We start from the raw sequence: 2,422 nt of genomic DNA, 5'->3' as shown, positions 1-2,422 counted from the left end.
GTGGCATCGCGCGAGGGATTGCCCAGCACGAAATCCACAAGCGCTTGGGCGTCTGCTATGACCTCGGTGGCCGTTCCGGTCCTTTGATGCGCCAGTTTCAGGCAGGCGAGCCGGATATCTTCCTCGCTCATCCCGCGCTCTCCCGGTGGGGGGAGGGCCATTCGATCTTGTGGACCTTAGCCAGTAGCTTGAGGTGCGCCATGCGCGACTGCGGAATCCCGATTTTCCGCCAACTGCTGACGGTAGACGCGGGGGCTTCCGCCATACGCGCAACCGCAACGGTCCCGCCAAGTGCGTCGATGATGAGGTCTGCTTCGCTCTGCATAAACCGAAATTACGAAAATCGTAATCAAATTTCAAGCGGGAATTACAATGAACGTAATCGACTGGCGATTACGAATATCGCAGGGTCGTCCCATGATTGGTGATCAAGAAATCCGAGAAGAATTGATTCGTTGGCTCGATCAGGGGCGCGTTCAGCCCTCGCAAATAGCTGAGCTTCTGAACATTCCACGCTCTCGCGTTACAGAGATGCGGAATCGTAAAAGGCGAGTGCAGCAACAAGAAATGCCGATACTCGTTGAGTTTCTGAAAATGGGAGAGGCGGCGGCTGTTCTTCCAGAAGGCGCTATTCCGGTAACTGGCATCCCGCACCTTGGCGAGGTTCCTGCTGGACCGTGGCGAGAAGCTATCAAAAGCTCCAGCCGCTATATTCCGGCTCCGCAACCGGGAATGCCAGATTCGGCCTACGCATTGACCGTAACCGGAAATTCCATGGACAAGGTGGTCCGTGACGGCGCGATGATCATTATCGACCCGGAGGACCGGGATCTATTTGACAGGTGGTTCTACGTAATTCGGAACGGCGATGGGGAAGTCACGTTCAAGCAGTATCGTGAGAATCCAGCTCGGCTTGTGCCTTGCTCCAACGATCCCGCCCATCAGGTCATCCCGGTCGCAAGCCGTGAATATGAAGTGATCGGGCGCGTCATCCTTATTACGATGAGTCCAGATCAGGCCGCACTTGATTGAGGCCAGGAGTAGTTGGCCTCAATCTCGCCCGGAACCGTGATGAAAAAGTATCCCCATTCATCATAATTGCCCAAGTTTCGCGCAACGAGGTCGCGTCTGGCGCGCTCCAAGGAAGTACGCCATGGCCCGATTGCCTGACCGAAACATGTTGCCCGATAGCGCGCCTGCTCCCGCATATCATCCTCCCCGAATCGATGTAATGATATTGGAACAAATGAGGAACAAAAGGCAACGGGCTGGTTCGGGTTATCCACAGATTGTTGTTGCGAATCGGGACGAGGGGTGGGAGCAGATAGCGGGGTAATTGGGGGTCTGGAGCTTATGGGGGTATTGTTCACGGCAGGCCGCGTCTGCCGCACAATCTGGAATGGGCCATTTTATATCGGCAAGGTGACGCGGCCTGCGTCGGTTGGCGATGTGCTAATGAAGCTGCTGGAAACTGCGTGGCGCTTGGTTGTGAGTGCGGCGCTTCTAGCCGGGGTTGTCTCGATATGGTTCGGATATCTGAATGATAAATTATTTCCTCCTTTGAAAGACCAGATTGAAATATCTGCCAGTTGGGATGATGGAACAATGGTGTCATTGCCACCGAAGATCGGAGTGAAGGCAGATACGCCATTAAAATGCGAAGGAAATTGGCCGGTGAGAGTGCAATTTTTCAATCGCTCATCAAAGACCGTGTCCTTGGTTGCCTTTTCTATTCAGGCGCATCAGCCCAACCGATCAATGGATGTCTCTGAGTATACTCCGACCCGAGAGAGTGATGTGATCATTCCGCCTCGCATGGGATATTCTCAATGCTGGTCAGTTCCGATCAAGCCCGGATACGACCCGTCGAAGCTCATCTATGAGGCGAATGTTGACTGGGTTTATGAGAATACCTCCAACTGAGCAGGAAAGCGAGAACTTGAATGCGGAAGAACTTGATGCACGCTGTCGCCGCCATAGCAGCGCTTGCGGCAGCAGCCCCAGCCAGCGCGACCACCTATCAATGCACTTTCACACAAAAGCAGTCTTGTGCGGCCGAAGGATGCAACCCCGTCAATCCTTCGATCTGGGTCAAGCTGGATGATGCAGCCGGGATATATTCGCGCTGCGACAGTCGGGGGTGCGACGATCACCGCGCCGTGTTCAGCTACCGTGGCGCAACACATTCGGTCGAGATACCGGGCGCCGGGGCCTTCGTGAAATTTATGGATGGCGGTGAAGCGGTGGAGGTCGCGAGCCAGATGACGATGGTCTACGTTTCCCACGGGATATGCAAGGTCGACTAAGTGGCGCCATTGAAAAGGCGCGGGCTTAGTTTCTGATGTGGGGGAGGGGTGAATTTGGACTTGGGGATTTTATCGGCAGCTGCGGCAACCAGTGGCAGCGCTTCCAGACACGAGCT

3 protein-coding genes are annotated in these 2,422 nt (G+C 54.8%); all 3 read left to right on the top strand.

Annotated elements, in window-relative coordinates; all coding sequences use genetic code 11:
* Positions 1 to 372 precede the first annotated feature (372 nt).
* The 3 genes from GGR43_RS23260 to GGR43_RS23250 all read left to right on the top strand — a co-directional run bounded on the left by GGR43_RS23260 (position 373) and on the right by GGR43_RS23250 (position 2,306).
* Positions 373 to 1,032, top strand: a complete 660-nt coding sequence (locus tag GGR43_RS23260; protein ID WP_188074077.1) for a LexA family protein — start codon at positions 373 to 375, stop codon at positions 1,030 to 1,032.
* Positions 1,033 to 1,353: 321 nt separating this feature from the next.
* Positions 1,354 to 1,923, top strand: coding sequence for a hypothetical protein (locus GGR43_RS23255; RefSeq protein WP_223177591.1), 570 nt, complete (start codon positions 1,354 to 1,356; stop codon positions 1,921 to 1,923).
* Positions 1,924 to 1,958: 35 nt separating this feature from the next.
* Entirely contained in the window at positions 1,959 to 2,306 is a 348-nt protein-coding gene (locus GGR43_RS23250) for a hypothetical protein (RefSeq protein ID WP_188074075.1), read from the top strand.
* Positions 2,307 to 2,422: the final 116 nt, after the last annotated feature.

This window comes from Sphingobium jiangsuense, from assembly GCF_014196495.1.
GTDB classification, from domain to species: domain Bacteria; phylum Pseudomonadota; class Alphaproteobacteria; order Sphingomonadales; family Sphingomonadaceae; genus Sphingobium; species Sphingobium jiangsuense.
This window is presented reverse-complemented; position numbering and strand designations above follow the sequence as displayed.